Annotated in this window: 3 protein-coding genes (1 of these 3 cut by a window edge); all 3 read left to right on the top strand. The window is 73.8% G+C overall.

The annotated features are described in order from the left end of the window. Tightly spaced (each overlapping or abutting the next), the 3 genes in view from BLV01_RS08205 to BLV01_RS08215 form a layout consistent with a single transcriptional unit that may run on beyond the window. Nucleotides 1-783 (top strand): Stf0 family sulfotransferase, encoded by a 783-nt coding sequence (locus tag BLV01_RS08205; RefSeq protein WP_091796398.1) that lies wholly within the window; start codon nucleotides 1-3, stop codon nucleotides 781-783. Then, on the top strand, nucleotides 780-19,730 hold the full coding sequence (locus BLV01_RS08210; protein ID WP_175485821.1) for a non-ribosomal peptide synthetase: 18,951 nt from the start codon (nucleotides 780-782) through the stop codon (nucleotides 19,728-19,730). Before BLV01_RS08205 ends, BLV01_RS08210 begins: the two co-directional genes overlap by 4 nt. Next, nucleotides 19,727-24,590, top strand: the 5' end (the start) of a protein-coding gene (locus tag BLV01_RS08215) for a non-ribosomal peptide synthetase (protein WP_091796402.1). It continues 11,882 nt past the right edge of the window; only the first 4,864 of its 16,746 coding nucleotides appear in the window; its start codon is at nucleotides 19,727-19,729; the stop codon falls past the right edge of the window. Before BLV01_RS08210 ends, BLV01_RS08215 begins: the two co-directional genes overlap by 4 nt.

A 24,590-nucleotide genomic window follows, 5' to 3' on the forward strand; every position in this document is an offset into this window, starting at 1 on the left:
ATGCGGAACCAGCGCTCTTACATCATCTGCACCACCATGCGCAGCGGCAGCACGATGCTGGCCAGCGGCTTGCGCGAGAGCGGTGTGGCGGGGCGCCCGGACGAATACTTCGCGCCGCCGGTGCGGCTGCCGCAGGCGCAGGTGTTCGACATGGACCCGGCGCGCTACCGCGAACTGCTGCAGGAGCAGCGCCGCGCCAACCCGGCCGAGCGGGTGCTGCGCGAAATCATGCAGGCCGGCACCAGCGACAACGGCGTGTTCGGGGTCAAGATCCACTTCCAGCGCCCGTTCTCGGACTTCCACAACGCGGTGGAAGTGCTGCAGGAATATTTCGGCGACAAGACCGCCTCGCCGCATGAATTGTTCAGCCGCGCATTCCCACGGCTGTCCTATATCTGGCTGCGCCGCAGCGACCGGGTCGCGCAGGCGGTGTCGCTGTTCAAGGCGATCAAGAGCAGCGAGTTCGTGCGCGTGGCCGGCAGCACCGATGCGGTGATCCCGGTCGGCGCCGACGAATTCGACTTCGCCCGCATCCGCCGCCTGGCCGACTGGCTGCAGAGCGGCGACGACGGCTGGCGGGCGTTCTTCAAGCGCCACCGGATCGAGCCGATGGTGATCGACTACGAAGACCTCGCCGCGCATTACGAACCGACCCTGCGTTCGGTGCTGGACTACCTGGGCCTGTCCTCGCAGTGCCCGACGATCCAGGGCACCCGCCACCGCCGCCAGGCGGACGAGATTTCCGAACAGTGGGCGGCGCGCTATCGCGAGATGCATGCGTGAGCGAAGACGCGCACGTTCCGCCTCCCGCCAGCGATGCGTCCGCGCCCGGCCCGGTCGATGAGGCCGCCGCCGCGCCGTCGCTGGCCGACCGCTTCGACGCCCAGGCCGCGCGTTCGCCGGACGCGGTCGCGCTGGTGTGCGAAGACGAGCGCGTCACCTATGCCGAACTGCAGGCGCGCGCGAACGAACTGGCGCGCTGGCTGCAGCAGGCCGGGATCGGGCCGGGCAGCATCGTCGGCCTGTGCCTGGAGCGTTCGCCGCTGCTGGTGGTGGCCACGCTGGCGGTGTTGCGCGCCGGCGCGGCCTACCTGCCGATCGATCCGCGCACGCCGCAGGCCCGCATCGAGTTCATGCTCGAGGACTGCGGCGCGCGCCTGTTGCTGACCCAGGCCGAGCTGTGCGCGCACGCGCAACCGCCGGGGCGCGAAGTGCTGCGCCTGGACCGCGAGTGGGAGCGGGTGCGGCGCGAAGCCGCGGCGGCGCCGCCGCGCGGTTTCGCCGCCGGCGCGCTGGCCTATGTGATCTACACCTCCGGCTCGACCGGCCAGCCCAAGGGCGTGCTGGTGCCGCAGGCCAACGTGACCGCGCTGTTCGACGCGGCGCAGCCGCGCTTCGGCTTCCACGCCCAGGACGTGTGGTGCCTGTTCCATTCCTATGCCTTCGATTTCTCGGTCTGGGAGCTGTGGGGCGCGCTGCTGCACGGCGGCCGGCTGGTGCTGGTGCCGGCGCAGGTCGCGCGCGATTCGCAGGCCTTCTACGAACTGGCCAGCCGCGAAGGCGTCACCGTCCTCAACCAGACCCCGTCGGCGTTCGCCCAGTTCGCCGCCGCCGACCAGGCCGCGCGGCTGCCGCTGCGGCTGCGCTGGGTGATCTTCGGCGGCGAGGCGCTGCGCTTCGGCGAACTGCGCGGCTGGTTCGAGCGCCACGGCGACGCGCGGCCGCAGTTGGTCAACATGTACGGCATCACCGAGACCACCGTGCACGTCACCGAGCGCGGCGTCGCCGCGGCCGAGGCGGTGCGGGCGCCAGCGAGCCTGATCGGAGCGGCGCTGCCGCACCTGCGCACGCATATCCTCGACGACGCGCTGCGGCCGGTCGCCGACGGCGAGGCCGGCGAGTTGTGCGTGTCCGGCGCCGGCCTGGCCTGGGGCTATCTCAACCGCGCCGGACTGACCGCCTCGCGCTTCGTCGCCAGCCCGTTCGCGCACGGCGAGCGGCTGTACCGCAGCGGCGACCTCGCGCGGCGCAGCGCCGACGGCGACATCGAATACCTCGGCCGGCTCGACCAGCAGGTCAAGCTGCGCGGCTTCCGCATCGAACTGGGCGAGATCGAGGCCGCGCTGCTGCGCCACCCCGGCGTGCGCCAGGCGGTGGTCGCCAAGCGCGAGAGCGACGGCCAGCCGCGCCTGGTCGCCTACGTGGTGGCGGAGCCGGCCCAGGCCGGCGAGCGCGACGCGCGCGCCGACGAGAGCGTCGGCCAATGGCAGGCGCTGTACCAGGACACCTATCAGCCCGGCGAGGACGATTGCAGCCCGAGCTTCGTCGGCTGGCACAGCAGCTATACCGGCGCGCCGATTCCCGAACCGCAGATGCGCCAGTGGCTCGACGCGACCGCGCAGCGGGTGCTGGCGCGCGGGCCGCAGCGGCTGCTGGAGATCGGCTGCGGCGTGGGCCTGGTGCTGCAGCAGCTGGCGCCGCGTTGCCGCCGCTACGTCGCCACCGACCTGTCGCCGGCCGCGATCGCGCGCCTGCAGCGCTGGGTCGGCGCGGCCGCCGGCCTGGAGCACGTGCGGCTGACCGCGCAGCCCGCCGACGATTTCGCCGGCCTGGACGAAGACTTCGACACCGTCGTGCTCAATTCGGTGGTGCAGTATTTTCCCGGCGCCGACTACCTGCTCGACGTCCTGCGCCGGGCCAGCGAACGGGTCGCGCCGGGCGGCCGCATCTTCATCGGCGACGTGCGCGACCACGATCTGCTCGAAGCCTTCCACGCCTCGGTGCAGTTCGCCAAGGCCAACGAGGCGACCGGCGCGGAGCGGATGCGCGCGGCGATCGAACGCGGCATGCGCCAGGAAAAGGAACTGCTGCTGGCGCCGGCGTTCTTCCGCGCGCTGCCGCAGTGGCTGCCGGCGATCGGCGGCGTCGAGATCCTGCTCAAGCGCGGCGATGCGCGCAACGAATTGAACCAATACCGCTACGACGTGTGGCTGCACGTCGGACCGCAGGCGCCGCAGCCGACGGCGACGCCGTGGCAGCCCAGCGGCGCGGACGCGCTGGCCGAACTGGAAGCGCACCTGGGCGCGCAGCGGCCGGCGCGGCTGAGCGTGGAACTGCCCAACGCGCGCCTGCAGCCGGACCTGCAGCGGCTGGCGCTGCTGCGCGAGGCCGATCCGGCGCTGAGCTGGGGCGAACTGTGCGAACGCGCGCCGGCGCCCACCGACGGCGTCGAGCCCGAAGCCTTGTGGCAGCTGGGCGAGCGCCTGGGCTACGAGGTGAGCATCGCCGGTTCGCACACGCGTCCGGGCCATCTTCGCGCGAATTTCGTCGATCCGCGCGCGCCGGCGGCCGGGCAGGGCGAGCCCGCCCAGGCCGACATTCTCTCCGCCGAGGCGGGCGCCGGCACCGATCCGCGCCGCTACGCCAACGACCCGCTCGCCGCCGCGGCCCAGCACGCGTTCGTGCGCAGCCTGCGCGAACACCTACGCGCGATCCTGCCCGAACACATGCTGCCGGCGGCCACGCTGACCCTGCCGGCGCTGCCGCTGACGGTCAACGGCAAGGTCGACCAGGCGCGGCTGCCGGCGCCGGAAGAACGCCCCGACGTCGCCGACTACGCCGAGCCGCACACCGACCTGCAGCGCCGCCTGGCCGGCATCTTCGCCGAGGTGCTGCGGCTGGACCGGGTCGGCCTGCACGACAGTTTCTTCGAACTCGGCGGCCATTCGCTGCTGGCGATGCGGGTGGTCGCCCAACTGCGCGCGCAACTCGGCGTCGAACTGCCGCTGCGCGCCTTGTTCGAGCATCCGACCGTGGCCGGCCTGGAGCGCGAAGTCGCCGCGGCGGCCGGCAGCGCGCCCGCGGCGCCGCCGTTGCTCGCACGCGAGCAGCGCGGGCCGGCCGAGTTGTCGTTCGCGCAGGAACGGCTGTGGTTCCTCGAACAACTCGGCACCGTGGGCGCGGCCTATCACGTGCCGCTGGCGTTCCGCATCCGCGGCCCGCTGGCGGTGCCGGCGCTCGGCGCGGCGCTGGCGCAGTTGCTGCAGCGGCACGAGATGCTGCGCACGCGCTTCGTGCTCGACGGCGAGCAGCCGCGGCAGACGGTCGACCCGGCGCCGCAGGAGCTATTGGAATTCGAAGACCTGAGCGCGCTCGATCCGGCCCGCGCGCAGGCGCGCACGGACGCGCTGCTGCAGGCCGAAGCGCAGCACCGCACCGACCTGGAACGCGGCCCGCTGTTCCGCGCCAGGCTGGCGCGGCTGGGCGCGCACGAGCACGTCCTGATCCTGGCCGCGCACCACATCGCCGCCGACGGCTGGTCGCACGCGGTGATGCTGCGCGAACTCGGCGCGCTGTACGCCGCGCACGCGGGCGCCGCGGCTGAGGCATTGCCGCCGGCGCAACTGCAGTACGCCGACTACGCCGCCTGGCAGCGGCAGTGGCTGCAAGGGCCGCTGCTGGCGCAGCAACTGCAGTACTGGACCGCGCAGCTCGCCGGCGCGCCGGAACTGGTGGCGCTGCCGACCGACCGGCCGCGGCCGCAGGTCGCCAGCTTCCGCGGCGGCATCCATCGCTTCGAACTGCCGGCCGCGCTCGCGCAGCGGTTGCCGGCGTTCGCGCGCGAGCGCGGCGCCACCCCGTTCATGGTCCTGCTGGCCGGGTTCCAGGCGCTGCTGGCGCGTTGGGGCGGCGGCGACGACATCGTCATCGGCACGCCCACCGCCGGCCGCACCCACCGCGACACCGAGCCGCTGGTCGGGCTGTTCATCAACACCCTGGCCCTGCGCGCCCGGGTCGATGCGCAGGCCGGCTTCGCCGAATTGCTGGCCCAGGCCAAGGACACCGCGCTGGCGGCGTTCGCGCACCAGGACGTGCCGTTCGAGCGCGTGGTCGCCGAACTCAAGCCGCACCGCGACCTGTCGCGGCAACCGCTGGTGCAGGTGATCTTCGCCCTGCAAAACACCGCGCCGGCGACGCTGCGGCTGCACGGCGCGGGCGTGGAACGCATCGACTGTCCCAGCAGCACGTCCAAGTACGACCTGACCTTGAACGTGATCGAGTCGGGCGAGCGGCTCAGCGCCGAGATCGAATACGCCAGCGACCTGTTCGACCCGGCCACCGTCGAGCGGCTGGCGCAGATGTACGCCACGCTGCTGGACGCGGCGATGGCCGAGCCGGCGCGGCCGCTGGCGCGCTTGCGCCTCGGCGTCGCCGCACCCGCGGCCGCACCAAAGCCGTCCGCCGCCGCGACCGTGTGCGATCTGTTCGCCGCCCAGGCCGCGCGCACGCCGCATGCGCCGGCGCTGGAATCGCCGACCGCGCAGTTGAGCTACGCCGAACTGCAGCGACGCGCGGAGCGGATGGCGCGGCAGCTGCGCCGGCAAGGCATCGGCGCGGGCGACCTGGTCGCCGTGGCCAGCGACGGCGATGTCGCCACGTTCGTCGCCTTGCTCGCCACGCTCAAGGCCGGCGCGGCGTATCTGCCGATCGATCCGCACGCACCCGCGCAGCGCCTGAACCATCTGATCGAAGACGCGCAGCCGCGCCTGATCCTGGCCGACGCCGCTGCGCTCGAGGGCTTGCCGCCGTCGCCTGCGCAGCGGCTGTCCTTCCGAGAGTGCGAGAGCGACGCCGACGAATCGGCGCCGTGGCCGGCGCCGGCCGCGGACGATCTGGCCTACGCGATCTACACTTCCGGTTCGACCGGCGCGCCCAAGGGCGTGCTGGTCGAGCACCGCGGCCTGCGCGAGTTGGCGCTGGCGCAGATCCAGCGCTTCGCCATCGCACCGCACAGCCGCGTGCTGCAGTTCGCCTCGCTCGGCTTCGACGCCTCGGTGTCGGAAGTGTTCACCGCCTGGTGCAGCGGCGCCTGCCTGTGCCTGCCCGGCGGCGGGCGCCTGCTCGCCGGCGACGAACTGGCCGCGACCCTGCGCGAACGCGCGATCACCCACGTCACCCTGCCGCCGAGCGTGGTGCCCGGGCTGGTCGAGGCCGGCGGCGCGGCCACGCTGCAGACCCTGGTGGTGGCCGGCGAAGCCTGTCCCGCCGCGATCGTGCGCAGCTGGCCCGAGCCGGTGCGCTTCATCAACGCCTACGGCCCGACCGAGGCCACGGTGTGCGCCACCACCCACGACTGCGACCGCGCCGACCCGCGCGATCCGCCGGTCGGCCGGGCGCTGGCGCACGCGCCGGTGTACGTGCTCGACGATGCGCTGCAGCCGGTGCCGGCCGGCGTGGTCGGCGAGATCTTCATCGGCGGCAGCGGGGTGGCGCGCGGCTATCGCGGACGCGCCGCGCTGACCGCCGAACGCTTCCTCGCCGATCCCTTCGCCGGGGCCGGCGCACGCATGTACCGCAGCGGCGACCGCGGCCGCCTGCGCGCCGACGGCGCGCTCGAATTCCTCGGCCGCCTCGACCGCCAGCTCAAGGTTCGCGGCTATCGGATCGAGCCGGGCGAGATCGAAGCGGCCTTTCTGCGCGACGAACGCATCGCCCAGGCCCACGTATTGGCCCAGGGCGAACTCGACGGCCGCAGCCTGGCGGCGTATGCGGTCGCCGCGCCGGGACGCACGCTGGACGCCGACGACGCGCTGGCGGCGCTGCGCACGCGGTTGCCGGCGCACCTGGTGCCGTCGACGCTGGTGGTGCTGGAGCGTTTCCCGCTGACCGCGCACGGCAAGATCGATACGCACGCGCTGCCGCAGGCCGGCGTGGCCGCATCCGCAGGCCGCGTCCACGTCGCCGCGCGCACCGCGACCGAGCGATTGCTGGCCGCGATCTGGCGCGAAGTGCTCGGCTGCCGCGAACCCGATGTGCGCGACCGTTTCTTCGACCTTGGCGGCCATTCGCTGCTGGCCACGCGCGCGGTCGGCCGCATCCGCCGCGCGGCTGCAGTCGAGCTGAGCCTGCGCGAGTTCTTCGCCGCGGCCACCTTGGAAGACCTGGCCCGCAGCGTCGACGCCGCGCGCGGCCTCGGCGCCTCCTCGGCGGCGGCGCCGCTGCGGCCGGTGCCGCGCGCGCCGCGCCTGCCGCTGTCGCCGGCGCAGCGCAGCCTGTGGACCGCGGACCGGCTCGGCGCCGCTGGTGCCGCCTACAACATGCCGCTCGCATTGCGCGCGAGCGCGCGCATCGACGTCGAGGCCTTGCAGCGCGCGCTGGACGAACTCGAACGCCGCCACGAAAGCCTGCGCACCGCCTTCCTCAGCGACGGCGACGGCCTCTACGCCGCGATCCAGCCGGCCCAGGCCGTGGCCCTGGAACTGCACGATCTGAGCGCGCTGGCGCCGGCCGAGCGCGAGGCGCAGGCCGCGCGCCTGCGCGAGCGCGACATGCGCCGCCGCTTCGACCTCGGCGCCGGCCGCTTGCTGCGCGCCAGCCTGCTGCGGCTGGCCGAGGACGAGCATCGGCTGACCCTGACCACCCATCACATCGCCGCCGACGGCTGGTCGGTCGCGCTGCTGGCCGACGAACTGCGCGCGCTGTACGCGGCCTTCGCCGCCGGCCGCGCCTCGCCGCTGCCGGAACCGCCGTTGCAGCACGCCGACCACCAGGCCTGGCAGGACGCGCGCCTGGACGAAAGCGCGCTGGACCGGCTCGCGCAGCGCGCCGGCGAACGCCTGCTCGGCGCGCCGACGGTGCTGTCGCTGCCGGCCGACCGCGCGCGTCCGCCGGCGCAGTCCTACCGCGGCGCGCTGCACCGTTTCGTCCTGCCGCAAGCGCTGCACCGCCAACTGCTGGAGCTGGGCGCGCAACGCGGCGCGACCTTGTACATGACCTTGCTGGCGGGGTTCGGCGCGCTGCTGTCGCGGCTGTCCGGCGCCCGCGACCTGCTGCTCGCCTCGCCGCTGGCGTTGCGCGCCGAACCGGGCCTGGAGCGCGTGGTCGGCCCGCTGCTGGACACCGCGGTGTTGCGCCTGGACCTGCGCGACGATCCGGGCTTCGCCGAGCTGCTCGCGCGCGCCCGCGCCGCAACCCTCGACGCCCACGACGGCCAGGACCTGCCGTTCGAGCGCCTGCTCGCGCAGCTGCGCCCGGCCCGCGACCTGGCCCGCCAGCCGCTGGCCCAGGCGCTGTTCTCGCTGCAGAACTATCCCGCCGCGCAAGACCAGGACGCGGCGCTGTGGCAGCGCGAGCGCAGCCCGTGGAGCCACGCCAAGTACGATCTGTCGCTGTACGTGGAAGAGACCGCGCAGGGCCTGGCCTGCGAGTGCGAATACGCCACCGACCTGTTCGACGCCGCGACGGTCGAACGCTGGTGCGCGCAATGGGCGAGCCTGCTCGCCGGCGCGGTGGCCGATCCGGACACCCGCGCCAGCCGCCTGCCGCTGCTCGACGCCGACGAGCGCCGGCGCCTGCTGGCGGAGTACAACGACACCGCGCGCAGCGGCTACGACCGGGCGTCGATCCCGGCGCTGGTCGCCGAACAGGCGCGGCTGCGGCCGCACGCCGTTGCGGTCGGCTGCGGCGAACGCACGCTGAGCTACGCCGAACTCGACCGCCGCAGCAGCGCGTTGGCGCGTCGCCTGCGCCGCGCCGGCGCCGGCCCCGGCGAACGGGTGGGGCTGTGCCTGGAGCGCTCGGTCGAACTCAGCGTCGCTTTGCTCGCGGTGCTCAAGTCCGGCGCGGCCTACGTGCCGCTGGACCCGGCCTATCCGCAGCAGCGCCTGGACTACATGGTCGCCGACAGCGGCCTGGGCTGGGCGGTGTGCGACCGCGCCAACGCCGCGCGCCTCACCGGTTCGCTCGCGCCGCAGCGCGCGATCGCCGTCGAGGATGTCGCCGAAGACGCAGCCGCGGCGTCGGCCGATGAAACACGGGAATTCGAGCGCAGCGCCGACAGCCTGGCCTACGTCATCTACACCTCCGGCAGCACCGGCCGGCCCAAGGGCTGCGCGATCGCCGACCGCGGCCTGCTGAACCTGTTGCACTCGCTGGCCGACCGTTTCGGCGTCGGTCCCGACGACACCTTGCTGGCGGTGACGCCCTACAGCTTCGACATCGCCGGCCTGGAATTGCTGATGCCGCTGCTGCGCGGCGCGCGCGTGCAGATCGCCGCGGCCGCGGAACTGCGCGATGCGCAGCGCCTGGCGCGCAGCATCCGCGAACTGCGCCCGACCCTGATGCAGGCGACGCCGGCGACCTGGCAGATGCTGCTGCGCGCCGGCTGGCGCAACGACAGCGGCATGCAGGTGCTGTGCGGCGGCGAAGCCTTGCCCGAGACGCTGCGCACCGCGCTGGCGCAAGGCGCGGATGCGTGGAACCTGTACGGCCCGACCGAGACCACGATCTGGTCGACGCTGGACCCGATCGCGGCGGACGCGCCGCCGGCCGCGGGCGGCTCCTGCATCGGCCGGCCGCTCGCCAATACCCGCGTCTACGTGCTCGACGCGGCGATGGCGCCGGTGCCGGTCGGCATGGAAGGCGACCTCTACATCGGCGGCGACGGCGTCGCCTGCGGCTATTGGAACCGGCCGGCGCTGACCGCGCAGAGTTTCATCGCCGATCCGTTCTCGGCCGGCGGCAGGATCTACCGCACCGGCGATCGCGCGCGCTGGCGCGCCGACGGGCGCCTGGACTATCTCGGCCGCGCCGACGCGCAGGTCAAGCTGCGCGGCTTCCGCATCGAGCTGGGCGAAATCGAAACCGCGCTGGCCCGGCACCCGCAGGTGGACCTGTGCGCCTGCGCGGTGAGCCGCGAGGGCGAGGCGCAGATCGTCGCCGCCTGCGTGCCCGCGGCCGGCGCCGTGTTGCCGTCGCGGCGCAAGCTGCAGGAGCATCTGCGCGCGAGCCTGCCGGAGCACATGATCCCGGTGGCCTTCGCCGCGGTCGCGGCGTTGCCGCTGACCGCCAACGGCAAGATCGACCGCACCGCCGTCGCCGCCTTGCGCGCGGCGGAACCGGCGACGCCGCCGCAGTCGCAGCCAGCGCCGGCCGGGCAGGGCGGCGATCCGCTGCCGCGCCTGCTGGCGCTGTGGCGCGAAACGCTCGGCCGCGACGACGTCGCCATCGACGAGGGGTTCTTCGAGCAGGGCGGGACTTCGCTGCTGGCGGTGACCCTGGCCGAGCGCATCGCCAGCGAATTGCAGCCGGGGTTCGAAGTGACCTCGCTGTTCGAATTCGGATCGATCGCGCGGATCGTCCGCCACCTGCAGGCGCAGGCCCCGGCCGCGCAGCCGTCCGCGCCCGCGCTCGCCGACCCGACGCCTGCGGCGCCGGCCGCCGCGGCGGGGATCGCGGGCGAACCGGCGATCCCGGCCTATTACGACGACGCCGTCGCCATCGTCGGCATGTCCTGCGCGTTCCCCGGCGCGCGCGACCACGACGAGTTCTGGGACAACCTGCTGCGCGGCCGCGAAAGCATCGAGCGCATTCCCGACGCGGAACTGCGCGAACTCTGCGTGCCGGCGCAGGTGCTGGCCGATCCGGCCTACGTGCCGGTGCGCTCGGACCTGGCCGGGCGCGATCTGTTCGACGCCGATTTCTTCAACGTCTCCGAGCGCGATGCGCAGTTGATGGACCCGCAGCTGCGGCTGCTGCTGATGCATGCCTGGCGGGCGATCGAGGACGCCGGCTACCGGGCTGGCGATCTCGCCGACACCGCGGTGTTCGCCACCGCCAGCAACAGCGCCTATCACGCCCGCCTGCTGGCCACGGCGCCGGCTTCGGCGCAGAGCATCGAGCAATACGTGGGCTGGATCATGGCCCAGAACGGCACCCTGCCGGCGGTGATCTCGCACAAGCTGGGCCTGCGCGGCCCGAGCCTGTTCGTGCATTCCAACTGCTCGTCCTCGCTGACCGCGCTGGACCTGGCGCGGCGCCGGCTGCTGGAAGGCGAGTGGCGCCATGCCCTGGTCGCGGCCGCGCGCGTGGCCAGTTTCGAGGGCGCCGGCTACGTCCACCAGGATGGCATGAACTTCTCCAGCGACGGCCGCCTGCGCGCGTTCGACGCGGCCGCCGACGGCGCGGTCGGCGGCGAGGGCGTGGCGGTGCTGCTGCTCAAGCGCGCGCGCGACGCCATCGCCGACGGCGACCATGTCTATGCGCTGCTGCGCGCCAGCGCCGCCAACAACGACGGCGGCGAGAGCGCCGGTTTCTACGCGCCCAGCGTCGCCGGGCAACGCGCGGCGATCGAGCGCGCGCTGGCCGCCTCGCGCATCGATCCGGCTACGATCGGCTATGTCGAGGCGCACGGCACCGGCACGCCACTGGGCGACCCGATCGAGGTCGCGGCGCTGTCGCAGGCCTACGGCCGCCACACCCAGGCGCGCCAGTTCTGCGGCATCGGCTCGGTCAAGACCAATATCGGCCACCTCGACACCGCCGCGGGCATGGCCGGTTGCATCAAGGCCGCGCTGAGCCTGTCGCGCGGGACGATCCCGGCGACCCTGCATTTCCGCACGCCCAATCCCGCGCTCAAGCTCGAACAATCGCCGTTCTTCGTGGTCGACAAGGCGCAGCCGTGGCAGGGCGCGCGGCCGTACCGGGCGGCGGTCAGCTCGATGGGCGTCGGCGGCAGCAACGCGCACGCAATCCTGGAAGAGTGCGCGGCGCTCGACGGCGGCGATTCATCAGCGCCGGGCCCGTGGCTGTTCCCGCTGTCGGCGCGCGATCCGCAGTGCCTGCGCGCGATGGCCCAGCGCCTGCTCGATTTCCTCGCCGGCGCGCCGTCGCTGCCGCGGCTGGCCTACACCCTGCAGACCGGGCGCGAGCCGATGCCGTACCGGCTGGCGATCCTCGCCGCCGATGCGCAGCAATTGCAGGCCGGGCTGCGCGGCTGGCTGCAAGGCGACGCCAGCGCCGGCGTGCACAGCGGCCACGCCGCCCGCGCGGCCGCCGGCGCGACGCGCGAGGCCTCGGCTGCGGTCGATCCCGCCGACGCCGAACTGCAGGCCGCGCTGGCGCGTTGGGCGGCGCTGGGCCGCTACGAACAACTCGCGGCGCTGTGGGTCGGCGGATTCGCGTTCGACTGGCGGGCGCTGTATGCGACCGGCGCGCCGCGTCGGATCAGCGCGCCGGCCTATCCGTTCAACCCGCGCCGCTTCTGGCTCGACTCGGCCGATGCGCCGGTCGCGGGCGCCGCAGCGGTAGCGGCCCCCGTCGTCGCCCCCGTGGACAACGCGGTATCGCCGCGGCTGTTCGCCGAACGCTGGGACCGCGTCGCCGAAGCGGGCGCGGACTGGCCCCATCGCCGCCATCTGGTGCTGTGCGATTTCCCTGCGGATTCGCCGCTCGTGCGCGCCGTCGGCGAGCGCGCCGGCGCCGAGGCGACGGTGCACGTCCTGGCGCGCAGCGGCGCGGCGATCGGCCAGCGCTTCGCCGAACATGCCGCGGCCCTGATCGAGCGGTTGCGCGAGGCCGCGGCGGCGGCTCCGGCCTTGCTGCAACTGGTGGTCCCCGGCGACGACGACGGCGCGTTGTGCGCCGCGCTGGCGCCGTTGCTGCTCAGCGCCAAGCGCGAGTACGACCGGCTCGAAGTGCAGACCATCCGCCTGGACGCGCACGCCGCGCCGCAGGCGGCCGCGGCGCAACTGTTCCACCCGGTGCCGTCGGCCGCGCGACAGGTACGCGTCGTCGACGGCGCCGCGCGCACGCGCCGCTTCGTCGCCTTGCCCGCGCCTGCGGCCGCGGCCGCGCCGTGGCGCGACGGCGGCCGTTATCTGATCGCCGGCGGCGGCGGCCGGCTCGGCCTGCTGCTGGCCCGCGCCATGGCCGCGGACCTGCGCAGCGGCGCGATCGTTCTGGCCGGGCGCAGCGAGCCGACGCCGGCGCTGGCCGCCGAGCTGGCGGCGCTGGGTTCGGCCGCGCTGCGGGTGGAGTACCGCCGCGCCGACGTCGCCGATGCAGCACAGGCGCAGGGCTTGCTCGACGAAATGCGCGCGCGCCACGGCGGCATCGACGGGATCGTGCACGCGGCAGGCGTCCTCGACGACGGCTACCTCGCGCGCAAGCGCGCGGCGCAGGCGCAGGGCGTGCTCGCGCCCAAGGTCGCCGGCCTGGACAACCTCGACCGCGCCCACGGCGCGGCGCCGCTGGAGTTCCTGATCTGCTTCGGCTCCATCGGCGGCGCGCTCGGCAGCGCCGGGCAGGGCGACTACGCCGCCGCCAACGGTTTCATGCGCGCCTTCGCCGCGCTGCGCAACGCCCGCGCCGGACGCGGCGAGCGCCAGGGCCGCGCCTTGTGCATCGATTGGCCGTACTGGCGCGACGGCGGCATGCGTCTGTCGGCGCAGGCGCAAGCCGAACTCGTCCAGGCCGGGTTGGCGCCGCTGCAGGCCGAGCAGGGCCTGTCGGCGCTGCGCCAGGCCTGGGCCAGCGGCGAATCCTGCGTGACGGTGCTGGTGGGCGAAGAGCGCGCCGTGGGCGATTTGCTGGATTCGTTCGAGCGCCGCGAGCCGGTCGCGCCTGCGCTGCCCGAAGCGGCGCTGCCGACCGCAGCGACGCCAGCGGCCCATGCCGATCTTTCCGCGCGGGTCCTGCAGCGCCTGGTCGAGGTGTTCGCCGAGGTGTCGAAGATCGCGCCGGCGCGGATCGATGCGCAGCAGGCGCTGGAAGCGTTCAGCATCGACTCGATCATGATCGCGCAGCTCAACCAGCGCCTGGCTGGCGCGTTGCCGGGCTTGCCGAAGACCTTGTTCTATCAGTTCCGCAGCCTGGCAGAGATCGGCGCCTACCTCGTCGCCGAACAGGCGCAGGCGTGCGTGCGCTGGGCCGGTGCGGCCGAGGTGGCACCGCTAGCCGATACGGGCACGCCCGCCCGCGCCATCGCCGCCGCAGCGCCCGCGAGCGTGCGCCGTGCGGCCACGGCGTCGGCGCCATCGCGCGAGCCCATCGCCATCGTCGGACTCGCCGGCCGCTATCCCGACGCGCGCGACCTCGACCAGTTCTGGCGCAACCTGCGCACCGGCCGCGACAGCATCGGCCCGATTCCGGCGCAGCGCTGGCCGCTGGACGGCTTCTTCTGCGAAGACCCCGAGCGCGCCGTCGCCGGCCGCATGAGCTACAGCAAGTGGGGCGGTTTCCTCGAAGGCTTCGCCGAGTTCGACCCGCTGTTCTTCGGCATCGCGCCGGCGCAGGCGCTGGACATGGACCCGCAGGAGCGTCTGTTCCTGCAGGCCTGCTGGCAGGCGCTGGAAGACGGCAACCACACCCGCGACGCGCTGGCCCGGCGCTATCGCGGCCGGGTCGGCGTGTTCGCCGGCATCACCAAGACCGGTTTCGAACTGCACGGCCGCGACCTGGCCGAGCGCGGCGATCCGGCCACGCCGTACACCAGCTTCGGCTCGGTCGCCAACCGCGTGTCCTATCTGCTCGACCTCAACGGCCCGAGCTTCCCGATCGACACCATGTGCTCGGCCTCGCTGACCGCGATCCACGAGGCCTGCGAGCACCTGCTGCGCGGCGAATGCGAACTGGCCCTGGCCGGCGGGGTGAATCTCTACCTGCACCCGTCGACCTATGTCGGCCTGTGCTCGCAGCGCATGCTCTCCACCGACGGCCGCTGCCGCAGCTTCGGCGCCGACGCCACCGGCTTCGTGCCGGGCGAGGGCGTCGGCGTGGTCCTGCTCAAGCCGCTGTCGGCGGCCGAGCGCGACGACGACCGCATCCACGGCGTGGTGCTCGCCTCGGGCATCAACCACGGCGGGCGCACCCACGGCTACACCGTGCCCAATCCGCGCGCGCAGCGCGATCTGGTCCGCGACACCCTGGCGCGCGCCGGCATCGGCGCGGACGAGATCGGTTGCGTGGAAGCGCACGGCACCGGCACCGCGATGGGCGATCCGATCGAGATCGAAGGCCTGGCCCAGGCGTTCGCGGCGACCACGGCCGACACCCGGTTCTGTTCGCTGGGTTCGGTCAAGTCCAACATCGGCCATCTGGAAGCGGCCGCCGGCGTGGCCGGGCTGACCAAGGTGCTGCTGCAGTTCCGCCACGGCGAACTCGCGCCGACGCTGCATTGCGAGCGGCCCAATCCGAATATCGACCTGGACGCCACGCCGTTCGTGCTGCAGCAGCGCGCCGAACCGTGGCCGCGCCGCCTGCGCCGCGACGGTTCGCAGGCCTTGCGCACGGCCACGGTGTCCTCGTTCGGCGCGGGCGGCGCCAATGCGTTCATGGTCGTGCAGGAATACCCGCAGCCCGCCGCAGCGCTGCCCGACACCGGCGCGCCGGCGTTGCTGGTGCTGTCGGCGCGGCGCGCCGACCGCCTGGTCGAGTACGCCCGCCGCCTGGCCGATGCGCTGGAGCGCGGCGGCCACCGCGATGCGGACCTGGCCGCCATCGCCGCGACCCTGCAGACCGGACGCGAAGCGATGGAGCATCGCCTGGGCTTCGTCGCGACCTCGCTGGCGCAGGCCATCGCGACCTTGCGCCGGTTCGCTGAAGGCGCGGCGTCGGCCGATGCGATCCACCTCGGCGCGCCGGGCCGCGGCGGCGTTGATCCGGCCTCGGCGCACAGCGTGCAGGCCTGGTTGCGCGAGGGTCGCTTCGATCCGGTCCTGGCGGCCTGGGCCGCAGGCGCGACGGTGGATTGGTCGGCGCTGTATCCGCAGCGGCCTGCGCTGGCGGCGTTGCCGACGTATCCGTTCGCCGAGGAACATTATTGGCCGGTCGCGCCGCAAGCGTCGCTCGTCGCGCGCACCGCGCCCGCGCTTGCCGCGCAGGCCGTTGTCGCCGCAGCGGCCGCGGTCGAGCCGCCCGTCGCCGCGGCTGCGGACAACAGCGGCGACTGCCTGCTGGCGCCGCACTGGCAGGCCGTCGCCCCGCCGGACGCGTCGGCGCCGGTCGGCGACCTGCTCGTGGTCAACGCCACCGCCGCCCAATTGCGCGGCCTGACGGCGCTGCCTGCGCAGCGGGTGATCGCGGTGGATTGGAACGGCGGCGACGCGCTGCAACGGCAGCTGGCCGGGCGAGCGATCGCCAAGGTCGTGTGGTTCGCGCCGGCTTCGCCGGCGGACGGCTGGGACTCGCTGTTGCAGGCGCCGACGCAGGCGGTGGAGCAATGCGCGGCGTTGCTGCAGGCGCTGCATCGCGACGGCGCCGGCATCGACTTGGTCGCGGCGACGCGCTGCGGCCAGGCGGTCGACGACGGCGACGCGGTCGATCCGGCCCAGGCCGCGGTCGCCGGCTTCCTGCGCTCGGCGGCGAAGGAGTATCGCCACAGCGCGTTCGCGCTGGCCGATCTGGCGCGCGCGCAAGGGCAGGGCGTCGGCGAACCCGGCCTGGACGCGCTGGCCTCGTTGCGCGCCGTGCCCGGCCGGGCGACGGTGTATGCGCATCGCCATGACGGCTGGCGGCGCAGCGCGCTGGTCGCGGTCGAACGCGCCGGGCCCGCGCCGGGCGGCTTCCGCCGCGGCGGCGTGTATGTGCTGGTCGGCGGCGCTGGCCACGTCGGCCGCCACGTCACCGACTATCTGCTCTCCGAACACGACGCGACCGTGGTCTGGGTGGGGCGTCGCCCCGCCGGCGAAGTGGAGCCGGCCCTGGCCGGTTTCGCCGCCGCGCAGCGCCCGCTGTACGTCCAGGCCGATGCCTGCGACCTCGACGCGCTGCGGCAAGCGCGCGCCGCGGTGCTGGCGCGCTGCGGACGCATCGACGCGGTGCTGGTCGCGACCACCCATTTCTCGCTGGCGCCGGCCGCGCAACTGTCCAGCGCCGAACTGCGCGCGGCGTTCGATGCCAAGACTGCGCCGGCGGTGCGCATCGCCCAGGCCTTCGAAGGCGATGCGCTCGACGGACTTGTGTTCTTCTCCTCGCTGGTCTCGTTCATCGGCAATCGCGAACAGAGCCACTACGCCGCCGCCTGCGCCTGGCAGGATGCGTTCGCGCGCTTGCTGGGCCAGCGCTTCGGCGTGCCGGCCAAGACCCTCAACTGGGGCTACTGGACCATCGACGATCCGCGCCGCACGCGCGAGCTGCACGAGATCGGGATCGAGTTCATCGATGCCGCGTCCGGCGGCGCGGCGCTGCAGGCGTTGCTGAGCGGGCCGTGTCGTCAGTTGGGCTTCCTGCGCACCCATCGCTCGCTGGCGGTGGAAGGCCTGGACCCGGACCGGCGCCTGCGCATCGACGGCGGGCGCAGCGAGTGGATCGCCGCCGCCGCGCAAGCGGGCGAGGGCGCGGCCGCGACGCCGGACGACGCGTTCGCGCTCGACGAATTCGTGCGCGCGACCCTGGCGCGCGAGGTATGCGCGGCGCTGCGGATGGCGCCGGGCCTGCTCGATGCGCAGGCGATGTTCGCCGACTACGGCGTCGATTCCATCCTCGGGCTGCGTGTGGTGCGGGCGATCAACCAGGCGCTGGGCATCGCCTTGCCGGCGACCTGCCTGTTCGACCATCCCAGCCTCGAAAAGCTCGCCGTCTACGTGTTGCAGGCGCATCGCATCGAGGCGATGCGGGCCTTGGGCGCGCAGGCCGCGCCCGCGTCGCCGCCGGCACCGGCAACGGCTGCGCTCGCGCCGGCGCAGCCCGCCGCCGCGGCCCGGCCCGCGGCGCCGCTGCAGCGCGAACCCATCGCCGTGATCGGCATGAGCGGCCGCTTCGCCCAGTCCGACGACAGCGCCGAACTGTGGCGCCACCTCGCCGCCGGGCGCGACCTGATCGAACCGGCCTCGCGCTGGCCCGACGCGGCGTGGCCGGGCGACGGCGACGAGCCGGTCTGCCGCCATGCCGGCTTCGTCCGCGACATCGACCGTTTCGACCCGTTGTTCTTCCGCATCTCGCGCGCCGACGCCGCCTACATGGACCCGCAGCAGCGGCTGTGCCTGGAGGAATCGTGGAAGGCGCTGGAAGCCGCCGGCTACGCCGGGCGCGCCGTCGCCGGCAGCAAATGCGGCGTCTACGTCGGCTGCAGCGGCGAGGACTACACCCAGCTGCTGTCCGCCGCGGAGTTGCCCGCGGCGGCGATGCACGGCAGCTCCACCGCGCTGCTGTCCTCGCGCATCGCCTACCACCTCGACTTGCGCGGCCCGGCGATGACCGTCGACACCGCCTGCTCCAGCGGCCTGGTCGCCGTGCACCTGGCTTGTCAGGCGCTGTGGATGGACGAGATCGAACTGGCCATCGCCGGCGGCGTGCACGTGCAGTGCACGCACTGGTTCCACCTGATCGGCAGCCGCGCCGGCATGCTGTCGCCGCAGGGCCGCTGCTTCGCCTTCGACGCGCGCGCCAACGGCTTCGTGCCGTCCGACGGCGTGGGCATGGTCGTGCTCAAGAAGCTGTCCGCGGCGCTGGCCGACGGCGACCACATCGTCGGCGTCATCGCCGGCAGCGCGATCAACCAGGACGGCACCAGCAACGGGCTGACCGCGCCCAGCGCGGTGGCCCAGGAGCAACTGGAGCTGGAGGTGTACGACCGCTTCGGCATCGACGTGGAGCAGATCCAGATGGCCGAGGCGCACGGCACCGGCACCGCGCTCGGCGATCCGATCGAGTTCCAGGCGCTGACGCGCGCGTTCCGCCGGCGCACCGCTCGCAGCGGCTTCTGCGCGATCGGTTCGGTCAAGAGCAACCTCGGCCACGCCGCCGAGGCCGCCGGCATGGCCGGGCTGTTCAAGGTGTTGCTGTCGCTGCAGCACCGCCAGATTCCGCCGACCCTGCATTTCCGCGACGGCAACCCGCACATCGATTTCGCCGACAGCCCGTTCTACGTCAACACCGCGCTGCGCGACTGGCCGGCGCCCGAGCGCGGACCGCGCCGCGCCACGCTCAGCGCGTTCGGGCTCAGCGGCACCAATGCCCATCTGGTGATCGAAGAGGCGCCGTCGCAGCCGTTGGCGGCGAGCGTTTCCGCGCCGTGGCTGCTGGTGCTGTCGGCGCGCTCGGCCGAGCAATTGCGCGCCAGCCAGCAACGCCTGTTGCAGGCCCTGCGCGAGCGGCCGGAGCTGGATTGCATGCAGGTCGGCTACACCTTGCTGCAAGGGCGCCAGCATTTCGATCAGCGCTGGGCCGGCGTGGCGTCCAGCTCCGCGGAGGCGATCGCGGCGCTGGAATCCGCGCTCGCCGCGGCGCCGAGCCCGCTGCGCACGCGTCCGGACGCGCGCGAACTCGACGCGCTGGGCCGCGAGGCGGCGTACTGCTTTGCGGCTGCGGCGCGGCCGCACGAGCGTCGCGCCGCCTTGCAGCGCCTGGGCGAGCTGTTCGTGCGCGGCGCCACCGCCGATTTCGCGCCGCTGTTCGGGCCCGACGCGCGGCGCGTGCCGCTGCCGACCTATCCGTTCGCGCGCGAGCGCTGCTGGATCGAGGCCTCAGCGTCGCCGGCAGCGGCAACCGCGCCGCCGGCGGACGCAGCGGTCGCGGCGCCGGCTGTCGCAGCCCGTGCGGATCAGGCGGGCGAAGATCCGGCGAGCTTCATCGGCGGCTTCCTCGAACGCGCGCTGGCGCTGGCGCCGGGCGAACTTACCGCGGACGCCGACCTGCACGACCTGGGCGCGGATTCGCTGGTCAGCATGCGGCTGATGCGCGAAATCGGCCATCGCTACGGCCTGGAGGTCTCCGGCCGCGAGTTGTTCGAACACCCCTCGCTGGCGGCGTTGGCCGCCTACGTCGGCGCCCGGCTCGCGCACCGCGCCGCCGCGGCGCCGGCGGCCGCTGCACAAGACCCGTTGGAGGCGTTGTTGGACCGTTTCGAAGCCGGGCAGCTGGACATCGATGCCGCGCAGGCGCTGATCGAAGCGCAGCTGCGCGCCGCCCGCGCGCCGCAATCCGGCGCGGTCGACGCGGAGGCCCTGCGATGAACCTGCGCGAGCTGCTGGCGGCGTTCCAGCGCGGGGAACTTTCGCGCGGGCAGTTGCGCGAACGTCTGCAATCGCTGCCGCCGCCCGACGACGAGGGCGCGCTGTCGGAAGGCCAGCAAGGCCTGTGGATGCTGCAGTGCGCGCAGCCGCACAGCTTCGCCTACAACATTCCGATCTGCCTGCGTCTGAGCGGCCCGCTCGATCCGCGGGCGCTGCAGGCCGCCTGCGTCGCGACCCTGCGCACGCATCCGGTGCTGGCCTCGGCGGTGGTCGAGCGCGACGGCCGCCCGCGCCGCCGCGCGGTCGCCGCCGACACCCTGCCGTTCGCGGTGCACGCCGCGCAGGGCCTGGGCGAGGACGAACTGGCGCAAGCGATGGCGGCGCGCTTGCGCGAGCCGTTCGCGCTGGAACGCGGACCGTGCATGCGCGCCGACCTGTACTCGCGCGGCGGCGACACCTGGCTGCTGCTCATCGCAGTCCACCACATCGGCTTCGACGGCGGCTCGGTGGACGCGTTCCTGCGCACGCTGTGCTCGGCCTACGAACGCGCCGCCGGCGCCGCGCCGCACGGCCCGACGCCCGACGGCGAGACGCGCGGCTTCGCCGAGTTCGTGCGCTGGGAACGCGAATTCGTCGCCAGCGCCGCCGGCGAGCAGGCGCGGCGGCATTGGCTGCAAGCGTTGGAACACGCCGGCCCTGCGCTCGGCGCCGGCGCCGGCGGGCCGTTGCGTCCGCGCACGCTGCGCCATGCGCTCGGCGCCGCCGCCGGGCGCGCGGTCGCCGCGGCCTGTGCGCGCTTGCGTATCACCCCCGCCGCGTTCTACCTGACCTTGTACCAACAACTGCTGGCCGCGGTCGGCGGCCGCGCCGGCGCCGGCGTCGGCATGGCGGTCGAGCGCCGACCGCATCGCGATTTCGACGCCACGGTCGGTTGCTTCGTCAATCTCGTCGTCGTACCCGGCGAGCGCGAACCGCAGGCGCCGCTGGCGCAGCGTTTGCGCCGCACTCACGAGCGGCTCGGCCAGGCGCTCAGCCATGCCGACTATCCGTTCCCGCGGGTCGCGCGCGAACTGCGGCGGGCGGGGCAGGGTGAGCTGTTCGATACCGTGTTCGAGTACAAGAACCGCGGCTTCTTCGCCCTGCCGGCGCTGGCGCGCGAGTGGGCCGGGGTGCGCTTCGAGCCGGTCGAAGGGCTGTACCAGGAAGGCGAATATCCGCTGGCGTTCAAGGTGGCCGAGCGCGAAGACGGCCCGGTGCTGTACTTCGACCACGACGCCGGACGCGTACCCGAGGCGACGGCCGAGGCCTGGCTGGGCCAGTTGGCCGGGTCGGTCCACGCTGCGCTGGCGACGCTGGCCGATCCGGCCGAAGCCGCGGCGTGGCGGGCCCTGCCGCGCACGATCCAGGCGCAGGCGCAGCGCGATCCGGCGGCGTTGGCCGCGGTCGATGCGCAGGCGCAGCTGAGCTACGCCGAACTCGACGCGCGCTCGGACGCGATCGCCGCCGAACTGCGCCGCGCCGGGGTCAACGCCGACGCGATCGTCGGCCTGCTGCTGGAACGCTCGAACGATGCGCTGTGCGCGCTGCTGGGCGTGTGGAAGGCCGGCGCGGCGTACCTGGCGCTGGACCCGCAACTGCCGGCCGAACGCCTGCGTTTCATGATCGAGGACGCCGGCGCGACGACCCTGATCGTGCGAGAAGCGCAAACCCGGCAGTTGCCTTGTCCGGTGGCGCGCACGCTGGTCCTGGAACGGATCGCGGCCGTCGCCGCGGGCGAGTACCAGGCGCCGGCCATCGATCCCGGCCAGCTCGCCTATGTGGTCTACACCTCCGGCTCCACCGGCGCGCCCAAGGGCGTGGCCCTGACCCACGCCGGCCTGGCCAATCTCGCCCAGGCGCAGGCCGCCGCGTTCGGCGTCGGCGCGGGCGAGCGGGTGCTGCAGTTCGCGCCGTGGAGCTTCGATGCCTCGGTGTGGGAGATCGCGATGGCCTGGTCGGCCGGCGCGACCTTGTACCTGGCGCCGAACGGCTCGCTGCAGCGCAGCGACCGGCTCGCCGGCCTGATGCGCGAGGCGCGCATCGCGGTGGCGACGCTGCCGCCGTCGGCGCTGGGCCTGCTGGAAGACGAGCCGCTGCCGCACCTGCGCACGCTGATCGTGGCCGGCGAGGAGTGTACGCCGGCGTTGGCGCAGCGCTGGATGCCGCGCTGCCGCTTCGTCAACGCCTACGGCCCCAGCGAAACCACGGTCTGCGCCACGTTCAAACCGTGCGCGCCGGAGCTGGCCGACACGTTCGCGCCGGGCTCGGTGCCGATCGGCCGGGCGATCGCCAACACCGCCGCGCGAGCGCTGGACCCGCAGACCTTGCAGCCGGTCGCAGCCGGCGAGATCGGCGAGCTGTTCGTCGCCGGCGCCGCGCTGGCGCGCGGCTACCTCGGCCGCGCGGCGCTCACCGCGGAACGTTTCGTCGCCGATCCCTACGGCGCGCCGGGCGCGCGCATGTACCGCACCGGCGACCGCGTGCGCCTGCTCGCCGACGGCGAACTGCAATTCGTCGGCCGCGTCGACGCCCAGGTCAAGATCCGCGGTTCGCGGGTCGAGCTGGGCGAAGTCGAGGCCGCGGCGCAATCGCATCCGGGCATCGCCCAATGCGCGGTGGCGCTGTGGCCGCAGCGCAAGCAACTGGTCGCCTTCGCGGTGGCCGGCGCGGGCGCCGCGCCCGATGCGGCCGCGCTGCGCCGGCACATCGGCGAGCGCCTGCCGGACTACATGGTGCCGGCGCGGGTCGAGTTCCTGGCCCGGCTGCCGACCACCCACCACGGAAAAATCGACCGCGACGCGCTGCTGGCGCGCCTGCGCGACCCCGACCTCAAGGAGCCGCCGGCGATGCTGCGCGAGCGCGATATCGAAGCCACCGTCTCGTCGATCGTCGGCGACATCCTGCGCCTGCGCGAGGTGCCCGCCGACCAGGGCTTCTTCGACATCGGCGGCGACTCGATCCTGGCGGTGGGCGCGGCGCGGCGCATCGCCGAGGCCTTCGGCATCGCCTTCGATGCGACCCATCTGCTCGACCTGGCCAGCGTGCGCAGGATCGCCGCGCACATCGCCGCGCAGGGCGCCGGGCCGGCCGTTGTTCCGGCCGACGACGCGCAACGCCCGGCCGCGGCCGCACCGCAGGCGCCCGGTTCCGCTGCGGACCGCCTCGACGATTGCGTCGCCATCATCGGCATTTCCTGCCAGCTTCCGGGCGCCCGCGACCACCGCCAGTTCTGGGCGAACCTGCGCGGCGGCGTGGAGAGCATCGAGTTCCTCGATCCGCAGGCCCTGCGCGCGGCCGGCGTGCCCGAGGCCGTGGTGGCCCGGCCGGGACTGGTCGCCGCGCGCGCCGCGATCCACGACAAGGACTGCTTCGACGCCGAGTTTTTCCAGGTCTCCGCGCAGGACGCGCAGGCGATGGACCCGCAGCTGCGCCTGTTGCTGCAGCATTCGTGGAAAGCGGTCGAAGACGCCGGCTACCGCACCGCCGCGATCGGCGACGCCGGCGTATTCATGAGCGCGGCCAACGCCGGCTACCACGCCGACGCCGCACCGTCGCCGTGGACGGTGATGGAAAGCTCCAAGCAATACGTCGCTTCGGCCTGGAGCCAGCCCGGTTCGATCCCGACGCTGATCTCGCACCGGCTCGGCCTGCGCGGCCCGAGCCTGTTCGTGCACAGCAATTGTTCGTCCTCGCTGGTGGCGCTGCACACCGCCTACCGCAGCTTGATCGCCGGCGATGCGCGCCACGCCCTGGTCGGCGCGGCGACGCTGTCGGCCAGCGAATCGCTGGGCTATGTCGCCGAGCGCGGCATGAACTTCTCCAGCGACGGCCACCTGCGCCCGTTCGACGCCGACGCCGATGGGATGCTCGGCGGCGAAGGCGTGGCGGTGGTGCTGCTCAAGCGCGCGCGCGAGGCCATCGCCGACGGCGACCATGTCTATGCGCTGCTGCGCGCGACCGCGGTCAACAACGACGGCGCCGACAAGGCCGGCTACTACGCGCCCAGCGCCGGCGGCCAGGCGCAGGTGATCGGCCGCGTGCTCGTCGACAGCGGCGTGGACGTGGAGAGCATCGGCTACATCGAGGCCCACGGCACCGCCACCCGGCTCGGCGATCCGCTGGAACTGGCGGCGCTGGGCCAGGCCTTCGCCCGCCATACCGGCCGCCGCCAGTTCTGCGGCATCGGCTCGGTCAAGAGCAATATCGGCCACCTGGATACCGCGGCCGGGCTGGTCGGCTGCATCAAGGTCGCGTTGAGCCTGCAGCACGGCGAGATCCCACCGTCGCTGAACTACGCGCGGCCGAATCCGGCCATCGATTTCGCCAACTCGCCGTTCTATGTGGTCGACCGCCGCCAGCCGTGGCCGCCGCGCGAGACGCCGCACCGCGCCGGGGTCAGTTCGTTCGGCATCGGCGGCACCAACGCCCACGCGCTGCTGGAACAATTGCGGGTACCGGCGCGGGCGCCGCGCGCGCCGCGCCGCTGCCTGGTGCCGCTGTCGGCGCGCAAGCCCGAGCGGCTGCGCCAGTACGCCGCCGACCTGCTCGCGTTCCTCGACGCCGACGCCGTGGCGGGCGCCGATGCGCCGGCGCTGGAGGACATCGCCTACACGCTGCAGGTCGGGCGCGAGCCGTTCGCCTGCCGGGTGGCGTGGGTGGCGGCGAGCGTGGACGAACTGCGCGAGGCTGTGCGCGGCTTCCTCGCCGCCGCCGGCGCGCCCGTCTCGCAGCCGGCCTACGACGCCGGCGAACTGGCGCAGTTGCTGCCGCATTGGGCCGGCAGCGGGCAGTGGGACAAGATCGCCGCAGCCTGGACGGCCG

Origin of the sequence: Lysobacter sp. yr284 (assembly GCF_900107375.1) — a bacterium.
In the GTDB taxonomy this organism is placed as follows: Bacteria; Pseudomonadota; Gammaproteobacteria; order Xanthomonadales; family Xanthomonadaceae; genus Lysobacter.